At 57.3% G+C, this 15,390-nt stretch carries 5 protein-coding genes; all 5 read left to right on the forward strand.

All coding sequences use genetic code 11. The features are described 5' to 3' along the window. Positions 1–127 precede the first annotated feature (127 nt). Entirely contained in the window at positions 128–889 is a 762-nt protein-coding gene (locus BM155_RS13055) for a MotA/TolQ/ExbB proton channel family protein (protein ID WP_067151742.1), read from the forward strand. Further along, entirely contained in the window at positions 889–1,479 is a 591-nt protein-coding gene (locus tag BM155_RS13060; protein WP_074903577.1) for an ExbD/TolR family protein, read from the forward strand. The genes BM155_RS13055 and BM155_RS13060 overlap by 1 nt, the downstream gene beginning before the upstream one ends. Continuing rightward, positions 1,476–2,009 carry an ExbD/TolR family protein gene (locus tag BM155_RS13065; protein WP_231902452.1) on the forward strand — a complete coding sequence of 178 codons (534 nt, stop codon included), beginning with the start codon at positions 1,476–1,478 and terminating at the stop codon, positions 2,007–2,009. The genes BM155_RS13060 and BM155_RS13065 overlap by 4 nt, the downstream gene beginning before the upstream one ends. 9 nt (positions 2,010–2,018) lie before the next feature. After that, positions 2,019–3,398 carry an AgmX/PglI C-terminal domain-containing protein gene (locus BM155_RS13070; protein ID WP_083421194.1) on the forward strand — a complete coding sequence of 460 codons (1,380 nt, stop codon included), beginning with the start codon at positions 2,019–2,021 and terminating at the stop codon, positions 3,396–3,398. Positions 3,399–3,798: 400 nt separating this feature from the next. Beyond that, complete coding sequence (locus tag BM155_RS13075; RefSeq protein WP_139223264.1) at positions 3,799–15,348, forward strand: DUF11 domain-containing protein; 11,550 nt, start codon at positions 3,799–3,801, stop codon at positions 15,346–15,348. Positions 15,349–15,390: the final 42 nt, after the last annotated feature.

A 15,390-nucleotide genomic window follows, 5' to 3' on the forward strand; every position in this document is an offset into this window, starting at 1 on the left:
CAGTGAAAGGAGCGTTCTCGAGCGCTTTTGGATAAGTCGTCTCACTGGCGAATGCGCCCTGTGGATAACTTAAAGGTTACTTGGTCATCAACAAAAACTACTGCGGTCTTTATAAAGAGGGTTTGTAATGGACTTTTTTAACAGCGTAATCGCCTTTTTCCAGACAGGGGGAACTTTCATGTACCCCATCCTGGTGGTGGCGGCTCTGGGGGTCGCGGTGGCGACAGAGCGCTATATCCGTCTTGTCTATGAGCGCCATACCAATCGCGCCATGTGGGACAAGCTGCAACCGGTTCTGGCTTCCGGCGATTTCGACCGCGCACGTAATCTGGTTAAGCAGGATGATTCCAGTGTGAGCAAGGTACTTGCCATGGGGCTGGCTCGCCAGGGTACGGTGCGTCGTCGCGAAGATATCGAGATCGCGATGGAAGAGAGCATGATGGAAATTATTCCTCAGCTGGAAAAGCGCACCCCCTATGTAGCGCTCTTCTCCAACATTGCCACCCTGCTCGGCCTGCTGGGAACCATCATGGGGTTGATCGAAGCATTTACCGCGGTTGCCAACGCCAATCCGGCCGAGAAGGCGGATTTGTTGTCGGCCAGTATTTCGGTGGCGATGAATACCACGGCCTTTGGATTGATGACCGGTATTCCTCTGCTGATTGTGCACGCCTTTCTCAACTCTCTGACAGGAGAAATTGTCGACAGCCTGGAAATGGTATCGGTAAAAGCACTCAACCACATTTCTGCGTCCACCCGTCGGCGCTTCCAGGCCGAGGCCGCTCCGGTTGAGACTGCCGAAAAGGGGGACGAAGCGACTGCGGACGCGGAAAGTGAAGAGGTTGCGCCGGAGGCAGCCCCTGAAGACCAGCAAATGGAAAAAGCCTGATGAGAAGACGGCACCAAGGCAGAAACAAAGAAGCTCCGGAGCTGGACATCACTGCCTTCCTCAATCTGATGGTGGTGCTGGTGCCTTTCCTGCTGGTTTCCGCGGTTTTCTCGCGGGTCACCATTTTGGAGCTGGATATGCCCGCCGGTGCGGGTGGTGGTGCACCGGATGACCCCACTGTTACGGTGGAAGTGGTGGTGCGCAAGGAAGCACTGGAAATTAGCGATGGAGAGAAGGTTATCGCCCGTTTCCCGAATCTGAATGCTGGGGATGAGACCGCGGATGACGTGCAGCAGGATCAGATCGACCAGTCTCTCCAGGGGGCGGAGGCTCTTGTCGTGCCGCCTACGGAGGAAATCTACGATCTGAAAAAACTGAGCCAGTTTCTACTGCAGATCAAGGGCAGCTATCCCGATAAAACCGATTCCATATTGCTGATGGAGCCGGATATTGCGTACGAGCACCTCGTCGGCGTAATGGACGCTGTGCGCGGCGTCGATGTGCGGGAAGAGGGTGCCGATCCGGACGATCTGGAAGCAGTGGAGCATGTGGTTTTATTTCCGGATATATCCATAGGAGATGCGCCGTGAGACACGAAAGTCGACGCATGAAGCGCATGGCCCGGAGCCACCGGCGCAAGAAAACCTCCGGGATGAATCTCACATCCCTGATGGATGTGTTCACGATTTTGGTGTTCTTTTTGCTGACCAATACCTCCAGCAATGAAGCCCTGGAGCCGCCGAAAGTCATCACCCTGCCGGACTCCGTGGTGGAAACCAAACCGCGTGAAACCGTCACTTTAATGGTGACAGACGAGGAGATATTGGTTGAGTCCAATTCAGTGATCGCCACTGAAGAGGTGATTAACAGCGAGGAAACCGTCATCGAGGCCATTAAGCAGGCGATGATCGCTGAGCTGAATAAGGCACTGCTGGTCGCTCAGGCCGGCGATGAGGAGGCTGCCGGTGATGAGGCGGTCAAGCAGCGGCCACCGGAAGTCAATATTCTCGCGGATAGAACAATACCCTTCAGTCTGCTGAAAAAGGTGATGTCCAGCTGTACTGAGGCGGGGTACACGAAGGTCTCTCTGGCGGTTATTCAGAAAGCATCGCAAGGTTAACGGAAGTTTGTGAGCAATTTTTCTCAACAGCAACAGGCGGTCAGTGACGAACTACAGATAGTTCGCCAGCGAATACTGGCGCTCGAGGAGGAGCGCCAGTGTATCGACGCCCAACTGGAAGCTCTGCGCGGAGAGGGTGCGAAACACCAACTGCTCGGAGAAATTTGTGACCGGCTCGATCAGCTGGAAGCCGCTGGCGCCGGTGCGCTTTTCTGGGCGGATGATTGCAGCGGGGAGACGGCTGAAAAAATCCTCTGCCGCGCTCGTCAAACGATCTGCAACTACAATTCCAGCCTCGAACAGCTGCAGGAGCAGCGCAGGCGGGTGTCCGATGAAATCGAGATTTGCGAAGACGAGCTTTGTGAACTGGATGAGCGCGCCGAAAACCTGCGGCGCGAAGAGGAAGAGGCCCAGTTCGAATTCGAGATAACCCGGGAGTACGAAGCGCCGGCATTCCGCCCGATGCAGATGCCCTGGCACACCCAGGGCGAAGATGAACGGCGCTTCCGCCGCTGTGTTTTGGCTTCGCTGTTTGTGGCTTTGCTGCTCGGCTATCTGGTTCCGCTGTGGAAGCTGCCGGAGCCGGAAAATGATGAAATTGTGGAAATCCCCGAGCGTCTGGCCAAGCTGGTGATAGAAAAGAAAACCAAGCCCAAGCCACCGGAGCCGGAGAAGCTAAAACCCAAGGTTGAAGAGAAGAAGAAAAAGCCTGAGCCCAAGCAGGAGGTTGCGCAGCAGGATCCGAAACCGACCAAGGCTGAGAAGAAAGAGGCCCGCAAACGGGCCGAGCGCGCCGGTGTTCTGGCGTTCAAGGATAACTTCCAGGATCTTATCGAGGATGATCTCGACAACCGCCTCGGTCCCCAGACGCAACTCAGTACCGCGGGTAAAAAGGAAAACCGCAGTCAGCGCTCACTTATCACTGCGGCGGCGACGGCTGGCAGTGGCGGTATCAACACCGCCGAAATCAGCCGCAACGCCGGCGGTACGGGCACAGCGCTCGCCGGAGTGGCCTTCTCCCGGGTGGAGAGCTCTATCGGAACCGAGGGAGATTTTGCGGGTGAAGACCGGCCGCTTAGTGACGGTGTGGGACCTTCCCGGACAGACGAGGAAATTCAGATTGTCTTCGACCGTTACAAGGCCTCGCTCTACCGCATTTACAACCGCGAGTTGCGCGAGAATCCGGCCCTGCAAGGGAAGATGGTCCTGAAGATCACCATCGAGCCGGACGGCTCTGTGTCGCTGGTCGAAGTTGCCTCCAGCGATATGGATTCGCCGAGCCTGGATGCGAAAATCGTTGCGAGGGTGAAGCGGTTTAATTTTGGTGCCAAGGAAGGGGTGCCGACAATCACCATCCTCTATCCGATCGACTTCCTGCCGGCAGCATAATGCCGCCTGTACCTGCCCCTCTACCCGTAAGCCGGAGGGGCAGGGCACCTATAGCCCGGGCAGCTCACTGGGCTTCAAAGTCGCTTTATCGCGAAGTGGCGAAATAGGCAGGCAATCCTTAAGAAACTACCTCAACTTCGCCTGAGAACCACTTGGCAAACCAGAAAAAAAATCCCTGCCCGAACACTAATTTTGATCTGCTTCACGGCTGTTAAAGCGCACAACCAATAAATTTCGCTCGCCGGGTGACGTATCCGGTGGTGGTGCCGTGTGCGCCGCGGTTGGAAATTTCGATGGTTAGAGTGGCGGCTTATAAGTGGCGATTATGTCGGATGCAAGCGGGCGGAAATTCTTGAAAAGAGCACTTTTTTGTTGCTTTTTCGCCTTTATAGGGTTTCTGTTGTCGCCTGTAAATGCCACAGCGCAACAGTTGTGTCCGCAACCGGATCTGGACATAACGTTACTGTCTAGCAGTTACTGTGAGCTTTGCGCCGGCGGCGAGGTGACTCTGCGCATTGCCAATAATACCCAGGCACAACCTGGAAACACTGGTAGCCGACAGTACCGCAACGAGAACCGCGATTTCAGCAATGTGCAGGTCACTCTGGATCTGGGACAACTGGACCAGGTTTATACGCCCGGGTCTGTGACCTGGAATATCAGCTCCCTGCCTCGCGGTGCCTGGACGGATAGAACCGTCACACTGAGTCCCATTGCCGGCGCGCAGGAGCAACTAGTCGCTATCTCGCGGCAGATTTCGGCCAGTGCGACTTACACTTACGGCAATTGTTCCGGAGAAGAGTATCGGGACCGGGAGGGGACTTGGCCCTTTGATAATTGGGAAGACTGGGAAGCTCTGCCCGGGAGTGGCAGCCCGTCTTCCGAGTCGGAAAATTTTACCGATGAGCTGCCGATTAAGGAACCTGGCCCCGTTGTGCACAAAGCGGTGCGCAATGTGGACGCGGGTATGCCGAGGGGCTTTTTTTCCAATTCGGCGAGTCCAAGTGGGGATGTTGTTTACGGTCATGAGGATGACGGCATTATCTGGCGGATAATCGTTGCCAACGGCGGCGATGCACCGATGTATGACGTTGTCTTTGATGACACTATGAACCCTTCCGGTGCCGCCAATATGGATATGGTTGCACTGTGCCGGACTGAAGCGGATGCCGAACAGGTGGCCAACGGGGCGAATCCCAGCTCGCTTAGTAGCTGTTATGCGATCAGTGGGGATTCTCTTTCGGGCAGCCTTCTTTCGGACTTTGGTTATGGCAATTCCATCGCCGCCGGTAGCAGTGTAACGCTGTATCTGGCGGGTTATTTACGCAATTCCTGTACTGGTCAGGTCAACACTTTTGACGGCGTGGAGTGGGGCTGTTTCCGCAATGGGAGCAGTGGCCCCCGCATTAATAATCCCGGTGATATCAGTGCCGGTGTTGAAAACGGATTGCCGAATTATTCCGATAATAGCGCCCGCTTTGGTGTGCTGTCAGAGCCAAATCTGAATCGCGGTATTCAGGGGCTGAACAATGAAGGCCGGCTCAATTACGATGTGGAGTTTTTTGGACTGCACGGTGAGTCGGAGCCGGTGGGGATGCGCGGTATGGTGCGTATTACACTGCAGAACCTGACTGGTGGCACCATTAATAAGGTCGTACTCACCGACACACTGCCGGATGAATATATTCTCGATCCCAATTTCGAGCCCCAGTTTGAAATCTCCTCATTCCGCGGTAACTACCAAGCCTATGCGGGCCGCGTGTCTCGTTTGGATTGGGTCAACCGGGTTACTCCAGTCGCGGGAAATCAGAGCTATTTGTCGGACGCCCGGCTGAAAGCGCCGGTTTTTCGCCTGGCATCTGATGATAACAGTCTGGGCACTATGGCCAATAGTGATCCTAATCAGGTGGATCTGCTTCGCCATGGCGATGAAGTCACTATTACTTTCCGCATTATTCAGGTCAACCAGAACGAGTCGCTGACATATTACGATCGCATGGCGAACCTGGATAATCATGACGAGAGCGGAGAGAGTGCGGGAAGCTCCAGAATCGACCCTGCATCGATGGGCACACTGACCAACCGGCTAAAAGTGCGTTGGAGCGATTTCTGTGCCACCAATGGCTATGAGCATGACGATATTCCGGAGGCGGTGCAGGAATTTACCCCCGATCCGGAAAACCTCAATGTCGATATTCCACATCCGCTTTATATTATTCGCGATGAAGGCTCGACACCGGTTACGGTCAATATTTGGAACAGCGGTGGCCATACGGCCAGTGATTATCTGTTCTATGTCACCTTTGGTGAGACCATCAATGTGGACAGTGCCCCGGCGCAGTGCTCACTAACCGTAAATCCGCTCTACCTGGACGGTAAACAGGTACCTCTGTGGAACACTCCTGCATGGCGGGGTGATGGGAATCCAAATAGCGATGGCAATCCCCTGCCAGATAATGCCAAAGTCTACGCCTGTGATGCCGGCGATCTCGCCGGTGGGGCCAGTGAAACTCTGGTATTTTGGCTGAGTAAAAATCACAACGTGGGCGATGACCTGACCATGCGCGCGGACGTGATCGGGCAGATTACGCTCGCGGAGCCCGGTCAGGAAAGCGACTGGGCCAGCAGCGGCGAAGCGCTGGTTTATCCCACACCAGCCAACCTGAATGGCGTTGACGGCACCACGCCCTCCCAGCAGCTGGCCAATAACTATACCCTGGACGCTGTGCGCGGCAGGGCACTGGGTTTCAATCTGCTCAAGCGCTATGTACCCGGGTCCTGTAAAGAAGCGCCGAATCGCGGTGGCAGCGATGGCGACGGCAGAAACAGCCCTCCACATATTTTGGTTGGCGAAGAGTGTGACTTTGATCTTTATGCCGGCGGCTGGTTCGGTTTTGAAACTCCCGGTTGGAATATTACGGTTGACTCCATCGCTGTGGCGGATGCCCTTCCGCTGCACGCTGGCGGTGACGACAGCAACACTGGGCGTCAGCACTACATCCGCAAAGATGAACTCAGTGATATCTGCTCGACAAGCGGTCTGCCGCACTCCCCGAATTCTGTGTGTGAGGGTGTCATAGCCCCGAGCGGTTTTTCGCCGTCCGCGGCTCTGGAAGAGAGTGCGGGAAACAGCCTGAGCTGGACATTCGGCGGCACGGAAGTAACCAGTAAGGATTACTGGTTCCTGGCCAATATGACCACCCGTCTGCGCAACGAGCTCGAGGATCAGGTTAGTAGCCCCAACCAACATGGCGGTATAAGTGTTGACTACGGGCGCACGAGTTTTCAGGTTACTTATGCAGACAATGGTGGGAACCCAATCTTTAGCCAAGTTGTCGCCAACGACGGTTCCGGCGGTGCAGGTGCCTGTTTCAAATCGGGGGATGACTGGGAGAACCCGCAATTCGGTGCGGGCCAGGCATGTAATCCAGATTATCCCGGTTATCCACAGTGGCAGGACTGGACTGCTCAGCTGACAATCACTGAACCCAAACTGCATATCACCAAGGAAGTTTGTAATTTCACCCAGGCCGGGGAGAATCTCAGCGCTTGTGTTTGGGAAGACGAAAATGTCCGCGGCAGTAAGTTCGATGACTTCGTTTACCGTATCACGGTAGAAAACCGTCAGGAAGACGGCCCTACAGCCGCGCCCGCCTATGATGTGGTGATTACCGATATTCTCGATAGCCCGCAGATCTGTGTTTGGCCTTTTGATCGGGATGACTTGAACAATACGCCGGAAGGGGATTTCGGCCTGGTCGGTATCGACAATATCGGTGCCAATAATTACCAGTATGACCCGAGTAATCCCGATGCGGATATTCACTGTAAGGAAAATGGTGAGTCCGCGTACATCACTTTCTCTTACGATCACTCGGATGCGCTCAAGCAAATCGATGCTGGCGATAGTGTTGAACTCTTTTACCGGGTCACCCCGCACCGCACGGTGGTGCCGAATCAGATGTTCGACAACACCGCTAATATTTTCCGCTACGACAGTTTGAGTGCAGAAGCGGGAAATCAAACCGCGCCGCGTATTGAAAACGTCAACCACCCGGGGGCGGACGGCAGTGTACCGCCGCGTGCGGATAACCGCGCCCACGGTGGTGCGCGTATCTATTGTGTCGACGGTAGCGACTACTGCGGTTCCGACGCGGCCCGCATGACCATTATCGGGGTGGACTCAGAGCCCAAGGCGGTGGTGGAAACTTCCACTTACAACGCCGGTATTGCCACTGATCCGGATATGGCTTTGGGGCCAATAGTCGGTCCTGATGACCGTGTTGATGTGGTTGTGGGTGAGGAAGTGCGCTTCCGTCTGGTCGGCACAGTACCTGCCGCACGTTTGCGGAATCTCACCTTCCGCGACGAACTTCCGGATGGACTCCGTTGCGTGGAAGTGGAAGAAGTAGACCTTAGCGCTCTGGATCCGGATGCCAACTGGTACACCGGTGACGGTCCCACGACGCCAAAAGAGGGGACCACCTGCAGCGGCAATATTGTGGAGTGGCGCTATGGCGACCAGTATCTGCTCGACTATGACACCAGCAAATACGGAGACTTCGACGGCCTCTTCCCCATTACCCTGACCTTTGTGGCCAGGGTAGAAAACAACAGCATCACCGCGCATGGCGCCACGCTGACCAACCCGGGCGGTGTCGCGCAGATGACTTACGAGGACGCCGCGGGCAACCTGCAACAGCCAGCGAATTTCGATCCGATCAGCCTGAACGTGCGCGGCCCGCGCATAGAGCTGACCAAGGAATTCTCCGTCGAAGAAGTCGATGCCGATGACATAGTCACCGTCACCGTCACTGCCACCAACCCGGACTCCGCAACCAGCGCCACCGCCTACGATCTGCGGGTGCTTAACGATTTGCGCGGAACCAAATACCGCTATGTCGAGGGCAGTGAAGTCGGTGTAGATGTTGTCGATTTCCTGGATGGGGATACGAACGCGCCCATCTTCCGCTGGAATCGCAATGACACCGCGGCCCCCTACGCCATTCCTGTGGGCGGCTCAGTGACTTTCAGTTACAAGGTGCGCGTCGTCGGCGAAACGGAAGAGCCCGGTGTCACTGTGGCGCCGCACGAAGAGCTGATGAACACCATCGAAGCACGCTGGCAGTCGCTGCCGGGCAATGATATTGCCCTCAACGCGAGCGGGCTGATCGGTGACAATGGCGCGGAAGACGGGATGCGTATCGGTGATCTTCCGGGTGTCGCCGGGGATGTCAATGACTACGAAACCGATGCGCAGGACTCCACTACGGTATGGGGGCTGCAGTTTACAAAGGCCGATATTACCGCGGACAACAGCCCGGAATCCCGTACGATTGGATCGCACCGTCGCTTTGAATTGGTCATTGATTTGCCGGAAGGCATTACCAGTGGCGTGGAGGTTACAGATAACCTCAACAATGGCACGGTGAGTTATGTACTCAATACCGCTGATGCAAACTTCCCCCTCGAGTGCGAGTATCGGGACATAGAGGCGATCGATAGCGGTGCAGGCCCGGTTAGTGCCCCGGCCATTGATTCCGGTTGTTCGCTATTGGGCGTGCCGGCAAATGACAGCGCCGACACGATCATCTGGAATATTGGCACTGTCGATACCGACAGTGAGGACGACAGCGCCGCGAACGACAAGAATCCACAGATTCGCATCCGCTATTGGGCGCGGATTAATAATGACGACGCGACAGATGACGGCGACGAACTCAGTAACCTGGCAACTCTGGAATACACCAATGGCCAGGATGGCAGTACCGAGCAGCTTCAGCCGCCGGCGACCGCCCCTGTCACCGCAGCCGAACCGCGCCTAAAAGTTGCAAAAACGGTCGCCAATAAAAATGGCAACGTCAATGCCCAGGGGGGTGACACGCTGGTTTACACCCTGGAAATCAGCCACGAGGCGTCCAATAGCGCAGCTTATGACCTGAGTATTGTCGACAGCCTGGCGCCCGAGCTGGTGCTGGATACTGGCTCCATCAACCTGACGCTGCAGGGCGCAGGTTGTGCGGCCGTGGACAGTTTCCAATTGCAGCCACAGACACAGCCGGACGGTTCCGTGGCCTGGGGCCGCATCCGGGGCGATGATAGCCTGGATCTGCCACTCGGTTGCGCTGTTACGCTGACTTACGAGGCCAGCGTGCAGGGCGCATTCGGTGGTGTAATCGAAAACAGCGTGCTGGTCGGCTGGACTTCTCAGAATCAAACGGACCCCACCCAGCCGTACGAGCGCGATGACAGTGACTGTATCGGCAACGCCGGCGGTGTTGCCAGTGGCCGAAATGATTACTGCACCTATGGCGAAGCCTCTATTGTCACTGAAGACAATACCTTCCTGACAAAAACGGTGGTCTCCGACAGCTACGATCCGGAAAACGACGCCGGTGTGCGCATCGGCGATACGGTGACCTACAGCCTGCAGTTAGGGCTGCAGCCGGGAATGACGCAGGAGCTGGTAGTGACCGACGAGCTGCCCACCGGACTGGTACTGGAAACAATAGTCAGCACCAGCTGTGATGACGGCTACACCTGCTCGTCGGTGACACTGCCGACACTGCCGGCGACCGGTACCGTGGAATGGCGTTTCGGCGATGTGGAGCGCAATAATCCGGCACCGTTTGAAATTCAGTACATTGCCAGAGTCGTCGATGATCCCGCGCTCGCCGGGGATGCCAGTATCGAATTGCGCAACCGGGCGCTGCTGAGTTATGTCGGCTCCGACGGCCACCCCACGCCGACAGATCTTCAGGACGAAGCGGCCATTACTGTACTGCAGCCGGTGTTCGACCCACTGGTGAAATCGGAAAGGGGCGGCAAGCCCAACCCCTATACCGTTGTCGATTTGATAAACGACGTTATGCAGTTCCGCCTGCAAGCCTGCAACAGCGGTGGAGCCCCCGCATACGGTATTGAATTGACCGACGACCTGGCGCCGCAGATGGATCAGACCTCCATCGAAAATCTCGCGCTTTACCTTTTCGACGGCACCAACCTGGAGCCGCTGGTTGACGGGACCGATTACACCTATACCGCGCCGCAAAATCCCGGTGAGGACATGCTGTTCCAAGTGAGCAGACCTGTTGCGCCGGGTCAGTGTCTGTACATTGATTACGACATCGGTTTTCAGTCCGAAGTCGGCGGCGGCGAAACCTGGGACAATACCTTCACAATCAACCAGCACTGGTCGCAGCCGGATGCTTCCGGCCGCCAATACGCGGCACTACCCGAAGCGGCGCCCTTTGTGATGACCACCGCGGAGGCAAATGCCGGCCCGCTGCTCAAAGAACTGATTTCCCCCGATGACGGCACGGCGACCATTGGCGAAGAAGTGCGTTACCGCATCACCATTCCGCAGACGCCGGTGCCAACTTCCTCGCTCACCGATGTGGTGGTTACCGACACACTCGACGGCCTCGGTGACATCATGGTGTTCGAGAGCGCTACTTTGAATGGTGCACCTATTACACCGGCCAGCCCCACGGATCTCACTTTTGATATCGGTGTGATTACCGCGGGTACCAGTGCCGAGCTGGAAATTGTGGCGCGGGTGGCCGACGTGGATAACGCCGTGGACGGTACCGTTATCGTCAACAGCGCCGACTACAGCTATAGCGAAGGCGGCAATACGGTTGTCGGCGGCGGCAATTCCGTTGAACTTACCATCGTCGAGCCCAAGTTGATCATGGATAAGCAGGGACCCGACGGTGGCACGCTGCAATCCGGTGTGCCCGGCCGCTTTGTGTTGGACCTGCGCAACGAAGGCGGCGGTGAAGCCTGGGATATTACGGTTGTCGATCTCTTGCCCGATACCGACCAGGGCGGTCTCTGTCAGACGCCGCCGCAAATCGCCGCAGTAGAAATTGTCGATGCCGGCGGTACCGTATTGAGTGTACTGGCGGAGTCCACGGACTACAGCGCCGTTTTCGATGCCGACAACTGTACCCTTACCCTGACCGGCAGCGGTGCCAACGCCGTACTGCTGCCCGAGCACCATTTGCGCATCAGCTACGACGCTTACCTGGATGCGGATACCGAGCACAACGCGTCCCTGACCAATGTGGCGGGCGCAACCCTCTGGTACAGTCTGGAGAGCACACAGACCGGCGCGCGTGTTTATGACCCGGGCTTTACCAATGACCCGCCGGATGGTACGCCTTCGGTGGAAGACCACGAAGACGCCTATACCTTGACGGCGGAAGTCCCCAGGATTTCCTTCCACAAAGCGGTGGCAAACCTGACCAGTGGTCTGACTCCGGCGGCCACGGCGGCGCCCGGCGACCAATTGCAGTACACCCTGACGTTGACCAACCTGAACGATCTGGATGTCGAGAATATCGAGATTACCGATGAGTTGGGGCGCTTGAATGCCTTGCCGCTGTACGAATCCGGCACATTGCAGATTGTTTCGGTTCCGATGGGGGCCGACACCAGCGGCACCGATGCCATGGGGGGAACGCATGGTAGCGGGCTGTTGAATGTCAGCGGCTTGTCACTGGCCGCGGGCGAGACCCTGGAAATTATCTATGAAGTTACTTTAGCGGCTGTAATCGACAGCGGCACCACCGTGCTGAACCAGGCTCAGGTACAGCTGCCCGGCCAGGCGCTGCAATATAGTGACGATCCAAATATCAACGGTGCCGATGATCCGGACACCGTCGGCGATGAAGACCCGACACAGATTCTCATTGAATCGGCTCCGCTACTGGTAGTCGAGAAAACTTCCGCGGATCTCACAGGCGACCCCGACTTGTTGCTGGCCGGCGATACATTGCGCTACACCATCCGCGTGGAAAATACCGGCAATGAAAATATTGTCGATGCCATGCTGCGTGACCAGGTGCCGGCCAATACCACCTACGTGCCTGGTTCCACCACCCTGAACGGTGCGATGGTGGACGATGTCAATGGCAGCACGCCCCTGGCGGCGGGAATGTCGATTAATTCCCCGGGAGCGGAGGAAGGTTTTGTCGGTGCAACGGCCGCAGGTGCGGCGCCGGTTGTCGTTACGTTTGATGTCACCATCAACGATGTCAACGACGGCACGGTGATTTCCAACCAGGGCTATGTGAATGGCGCCGGTGCCGGCAGCGGCGCTTTTGATGAAGTGCCCTCAGACGATCCGTCCACCGATACGCCCAATGACCCCACGATCGACATCGTCGGCGACCTGCCGCTGCTGATCGCCCTTAAAACCGTGGAAATCGTCGAAGATAACTTGTCCGCGGGTGTTGTCGATCCCGGTGATGTACTGCGTTACACCATTGCGGTTACCAATATGGGCGGGGTGGACGCCACCAGGGTTGCCCTGACCGACCCCATCCCCGCCAACACCACCTACGTGGCCGGCAGCACCACCCTTAACGGCATGGTGGTGGCGGATAACGCCGGTGGTATGTCGCGCTTAGATGCCGGCCTGCCCATTTCCTCCGCCGACCTCACACCGCCACTGCCCGGTGCCGATGAGGGCGTGATTACGTCCATGCAGACAGCGACGGTCACCTTCGACGTGATGGTGAATGCCGATACGCCGCGGGGAACCATCATCAGCAACCAGGGCAGTGTCTACAGCGAGGAGCTGCCGCTGACCCTGACCGACGCCGACGGCAACCCGGCCAACGGCGCCCAGCCCACCCTTGTGGTGGTGGGCGATGCGCAGCAACTGGCGATCACTAAGGAAGTCGCTGTGGTCGGCGGCGGCGCCGCGGAGGCGGGCGCCATACTCGAATATCTGATTACCGTCACCAATATCAGCGCTGTGCCCGCCACCTATGTGGTTATTACCGACGACCTGCTGGTGGCGGGTGAGAATGTGCTCACTTATGTGGAGGACTCTGCGCAGCTGAACGGCCAGGCGGACGGAATTACCGTGGTCGATACGGTAATTAGCGCGGACTACTCCGCGCTCTACGGCGAGCTGCAACCCAATGAAATGGCTACCCTGCGCTTCCAGGCGAAGCTCTCGGAAGACCTGGAGATCGGTTACCGGGTGCTGAACACCGCCGAGGTGCGCTGGAATGATCCCCCCATGTACAACCAGGCCAGTGTCGCCATCGATGTGGGCGGCACGCCCGGTATCGCCAATGTGAGCGGTTACCTCTGGCACGATGTGAACTTCAACGAGCGCCTGGATGCGGACGAATCGCTGTTGAGCAACTGGACCGTGGATTTGTACTTCAACAACGCCTTGTTGGAGACGGTGCAGAGTGACGATCAGGGGTATTTCCAATTCCAGGGCCTGGTGCCCAATTACATGGAAATGGATGCTGTGGATGGTGCCAGCTACGAGCTGCGGTTCACCGCGCCGGATGCCGGTGAAAATACCGCATCTCTCGGTAACACCAGCTCGGATTACACCGACGGGCCGCAACATATCAGCGCAATTTTCTTGGAGTCTGGCGCCAACCCGCAGAACCTGAATCTGCCGATTACGCCCAACGGCACCGTCTACGACTCGGTGCTGCGCCAGCCCCTGGCCGGCGCCACCCTGACGATGCTGCGCGCCTCCAGTGGCCAAGCGCTGCCGGCACGCTGCTTCGACGACGAAAAACAACAGAACCAGGTGAGCCTGCCCGGCGGTTACTACAAATTCGATATCAACTTTAGTGATCCCGCCTGTCCCGCCCATGCCGACTATCTGATACAGGTACAGGCGCCGGGTGACGACTTTGTCAGTGGGCCGTCGCAGATTATTCCAGCGCAGACAAGTGCGGATACCGCCGGCTTTGATGTGGCGGCTTGCCTCGGCAGCAGCGCGGACAAAATCCCCGGCACTGCTGAGCACTGCGAAGTGCAACTCTCCGAATTGCCGCCGCCAGTGGATATTGATGCGCGCGACGAGGCTACTGATTATTACCTGCGCCTGACTCTGGACGACGACCGGATTCCGGGTGAAAGCCAGCTGTTTAATAACCATATTCCGGTGGACCCGCAGCTGGAAGGTGCGCTGACGATTACTAAAACGGCGGCGCTGTTGAACGTGACTCGCGCCCAGCTGGTGCCCTACACAATCACTTTCGGCAATACCCTGCCAGTGCCCATGACAGACCTGCAACTGGTGGACTTCTTCCCCGCCGGCTTCAAATACGTCTCCGGCTCCGCGCGTCTCGACGGGGAACCGCTGGAGCCGGAAGTGAACGGACTGCAGCTGATTTGGTCGGACCTGCGCGTAGAAGCGGAGCAGACCCGGGAAATGAAACTGTTGCTGGTGGTCGGCTCCGGTGTCAGCGAAGGCGAGTATGTGAACCGCGCGCGCATGTTCAACCAGCTGTCCGGCCAAGTAGCATCCGCCGAGGCATCCGCCACGGTGCGCGTGGTGCCGGACCCAACCTTCGATTGCACGGATGTGATTGGCAAGGTCTACGACGACAAAAATATGAACGGCTATCAGGATCCGGGAGAGGGCGGTGTACCCGGTGCGCGGGTTGTCACTGCCACGGGCCTGAATGCCACCACCGATGCCTACGGTCGTTTCCATATCACCTGCGCGGTAGTACCGGACGAAAATCGTGGCTCCAATTTCATTATGAAACTGGACGACCGCAGCCTGCCCAGCGGCTACCGCCTGACCACGGAAAACCCGCGCGTGGTGCGCGCGACACGCGGTAAAGCGGTCAAGATCAACTTCGGTGCCAGCCTGCACCGGGTGGTGCGCCTGGATATGGCCGAGGCGGTGTTTGAACCCGGCACAACCGAACTGCGTCCGCAGTGGCACTCCCGCGTCGACCTGCTGCTGGAAAAACTGAGTGAAGCGCCCTCGGTACTGCGCCTGGCCTATCTGGCGGAAAACGAAAACCCGGATCTGGTGGACGCGCGCCTGGCGGCCATCAAGGCGCGGATTGCAGACGCCTGGGCGAGCGAATACGACCAATACGAGCTGACTATTGAAACTGAAATTTTCTGGCGGCGCGGCGCGCCGCCCAGCAGGGGAGGATTGCAATAATGTCCTCTGGTGAAATTGGAATGATGAGAGGAAAACGAACGG

Origin of the sequence: Microbulbifer thermotolerans, from assembly GCF_900112305.1 — a bacterium.
Classification (GTDB): domain Bacteria; phylum Pseudomonadota; class Gammaproteobacteria; order Pseudomonadales; family Cellvibrionaceae; genus Microbulbifer; species Microbulbifer thermotolerans.

Bases quoted from the DNA above. Each gene is read 5' to 3' on its own strand.
- BM155_RS13055 (WP_067151742.1), top strand. From the start codon at position 128: ATGGACTTTTTTAACAGCGTAATCGCCTTTTTCCAGACAGGGGGAACT.
- BM155_RS13060 (WP_074903577.1), top strand. From the start codon at position 889: ATGAGAAGACGGCACCAAGGCAGAAACAAAGAAGCTCCGGAGCTGGAC.